The 2260-nt window shown below is 66.3% G+C and carries 3 protein-coding genes and 1 pseudogene; all 4 read right to left on the bottom strand.

From position 1 onward, the window contains the following. The coding region (locus VGF12_RS19685) for a 2Fe-2S iron-sulfur cluster-binding protein (RefSeq protein WP_331177749.1) at window positions 1–225 on the bottom strand (225 nt) is incomplete at its 3' end. Between the two features lie 198 nt (window positions 226–423). Continuing rightward, window positions 424–1086 carry a TetR/AcrR family transcriptional regulator gene (locus VGF12_RS19680; protein WP_331177748.1) on the bottom strand — a complete coding sequence of 221 codons (663 nt, stop codon included), beginning with the start codon at window positions 1084–1086 and terminating at the stop codon, window positions 424–426. 145 nt (window positions 1087–1231) lie between these two features. Continuing rightward, window positions 1232–1972 (bottom strand): 2-oxo acid dehydrogenase subunit E2, encoded by a 741-nt coding sequence (locus VGF12_RS19675; RefSeq protein WP_331177747.1) that lies wholly within the window; start codon window positions 1970–1972, stop codon window positions 1232–1234. Beyond that, window positions 1969–2260 (bottom strand): annotated as a pseudogene (locus tag VGF12_RS19670) (acetyl-CoA C-acyltransferase); the annotation flags it as partial. The gene VGF12_RS19675 and the pseudogene VGF12_RS19670, both read right to left, overlap by 4 nt.

The raw sequence follows: 2260 nt of genomic DNA, 5'->3' as shown, positions 1-2260 counted from the left end.
CGAGCCCTCCATCAGCATCCGCTCTTCCTCCGACATGGGCGGCAGCCTGGCCAGCCAGGCGGGATCGACGTAGGTGTGACAGGTGGCGCAGCTGCAGGCGCCGCCGCAGTCGCCGACGATGCCGGGCACGAGGTTGTCGAGCGCGGCCTGCATGACGGTGCCGCCGGGGCCGACTTCGACGTCGCGCTGGGTGCCGTTGTGCTCGATGAAGATGATCTTCGCCATGACTCGCGCCGGGGGTCTGCTTGAGGAAAATTTATGATACAGAGTGGGTCATAACTCGCTCAATGCTCCGGGCTCCGCGATGTCTTGCCCAGGCGGGCACTACTGCGCACGCCGGTTTGCGGCAGAGAGGCGCGAGGCCCAACGAAAAAGCCGCCGCTGCCCGGAAGGCAGCGGCGGCTGGAGACTGAAAGCCCGGTCTTACTTGCTGCGCTTCTTGGCGGGAGCCGTGCCGACCTGCTTGGTGATGCGGGCGTTGAGCTCGGGGAATTTCTCGGGGCGCATGGTGCCGTGCAGGCTCAGGCGCAGCATCTCGCTGGAGAAGCGCTTGGCCATGGCCTGGCGCTCCTTGGCGGTGCGGGCGTGGGCGCGGGCGAAGACGGGCCAGAGGAAGGTGCTGATCAGCATCATGACCGAGTGCACTTCGGCGTCGATGCCGGGCTGGGCCATGTCGGACTGGGCGAAGCGCTCGAAGTGGGCGCGGTATTCGTTCCAGAAGGGGTCGCTGGCGGGGCGGTTGGAGCTGAGCACCTCGAACAGCCAGACGCGGCCCAGTTCGGGGTTCTCCATGGCGAACTCGGCCATGTGCTCGGCGACGTCCTGGGCGTTGGGCATCTCGCCCTTCTCGGGGTTGCCGCCGCCGAAGACGGCGACGCGCAGGCGCTCGGACATCCAGGCGGTGGTGGCTTCCAGCAGTTGCTCGCGGGTGGGAAAGTGCTGGTAGGCGGTGCCGCGGTTGACGCCGGCGAGCTGCGCCACCTGCGATACGCTCAGGCCCTCGGGACCGTCCTTGGCCAGCAGGCTGCCGGCTGCCTCGAGGATGGCCAGCCGTGTTCCTTCAGGGTCCCGCTTGCGCCTTTGCATCTTCTTTCCTGTTCCAGTGCTGATAGCCCCGTCGAACATTTTGTCTAACTCCCTGTCCTTTGGCCAATTTTAGCTGCTTTTAATGGCTTTCTATACAACGATGTTGTCTAGATTAGGTAAATGTTCATATGAGGACGCGGCCGGATCAGGCGAATTCGCAGGCCTCCAGCCACTCGGCGATGGCACGCACGAAACGGGCCGCATCGGCGCCGTTGATGACGCGGTGGTCGTAGCTCAGTGACAGCGGCAGCAACTGGCGCAGCACGGGCCTGCCCTCGCCGTCCGGCAGGAAGCGCTCCTGGGTGCGACAGATGCCCAGGATGGCGACCTCGGGAGCGTTGATGATGGGCGTGAAGCCGGTGCCGCCGATGTGCCCGAGCGAGGACAGCGTGAAGCAGCCGCCGGACATCTCGGCCATGGACAGGCCCTTGGTGCGCGCTTTTTCTGAGATACGCGCCACTTCCTCGCCGACGGCGTCGATGCTCTTGCTGTCGCAGTCGCGCAGCACCGGCACCAGCAGCCCCGATGGCACGTCCACGGCGATGCCGATGTGGAAGTACTGGCGCGAGGTCAGCGTGCTGCCGTCCGCGGAGAGCGCGCTGTTGAAGCGTGGGTAGCGCTGCAGCGCGGCAACGGAAGCCTTGACCAGCGCGGACAGCAGCGAGCGCTTGTGCTCGGGGTGCGCGGCGTTCCAGGCCTTGCGGCGCTGCTCGAAGACGGTGATGTCAGCGTCGTCGTGATGCGTGACGTGCGGGATCGACACCCAGTTGCGGTGCATGGCGCGCGCGACGTACTGCTGGGTCTTGCCCAGGGGCTTGGCCTCCACCGGACCATAGGCGGAGAGGTCGTCGGCCGGCCAGGGCAGCAGATTGTTGAGGGAGCTCATACGCGCTCGATGATGATGGCGGGAGCCATGCCGCCGGCGGCGCACATGGTGATGAGCGCGCGCTTGGCGTCGCGGCGCTCCAGTTCGTCCAGCACGGTGCCGATCAGCACGGCGCCGGTGGCGCCGATGGGGTGGCCCAGCGCGATGGCGCCGCCGTTGACGTTGATCTTCTCGCGGTCGATGTCCAGGTCGCGGATGAACTTCTCCACCACCACGGCGAAGGCCTCGTTGACCTCGAACAGGTCGATGTCCTTGAGCGTGAGGCCGGCCTTGGCCAGCACCTTGCGC

It is taken from the genome of Roseateles sp. (assembly GCF_036404855.1).
Classification (GTDB): domain Bacteria; phylum Pseudomonadota; class Gammaproteobacteria; order Burkholderiales; family Burkholderiaceae_C; genus Pelomonas.
This window is presented reverse-complemented; position numbering and strand designations above follow the sequence as displayed.